Origin of the sequence: Streptomyces apricus, assembly GCF_008369065.1 — a bacterium.
GTDB lineage: Bacteria > Actinomycetota > Actinomycetes > Streptomycetales > Streptomycetaceae > Streptomyces > Streptomyces apricus.
This window is the reverse complement of the sequence record NZ_VDFC01000303.1, coordinates 1-531: the sequence shown is the minus strand read 5'-3', so window position 1 is coordinate 531 and position 531 is coordinate 1. Positions and strand designations below refer to the sequence as shown.

The window sequence follows — 531 nt, the reverse complement described above, 5'->3', positions numbered from 1 at the left end:
CCGCCGTGCCGCGTGCCGTGCTGCGGCTGGCCGCGCTGCTCCTCGTGGTCGGCGCCGGGATCGCCCTGATCCCGGTCGTCGCGCGGATCCCCGCCGCCCTCCGCGACCGGCTCGTCAGGGCCTGGTGCCGCACGATCGTGCGCAGCGCCGGGGTGCGCGTACGGACCACCGGCGCGGCCCCGCCCACCGGCGGCCTGCTGCTGGTGGCCAACCACGTCTCCTGGCTGGACATCCCGCTGCTCGCCGCGGTCCGCCCCGCCCGGATGCTCGCCAAGGCCGAGATCAGGCGGTGGCCCGTGGCGGGGGCACTCACCGCGAGCAGCGGCGCGCTGTTCATCGAGCGCGACCGGCTGCGCGCCCTGCCGCGGACCGTCGGGCTGATCGCCCGGTCCCTGCGCGGGGGCGGGGCGGTGGCGGTCTTCCCCGAGGGCAGCACCTGGTGCGGCCGGGCGCAGGGCCGGTTCCGCGGGGCCGCCTTCCAGGCCGCCCTCGACGCGGGGGCGGCCGTCCAGCCGGTGCGCCTGCGCTACC

1 protein-coding gene is annotated in these 531 nt (G+C 79.5%); it reads left to right on the top strand.

What is annotated here, in order from left to right; all coding sequences use genetic code 11:
- A partial coding sequence (locus FGF04_RS39810) for a lysophospholipid acyltransferase family protein (protein ID WP_149516237.1) occupies positions 1–531 on the top strand: 531 nt, incomplete at both ends.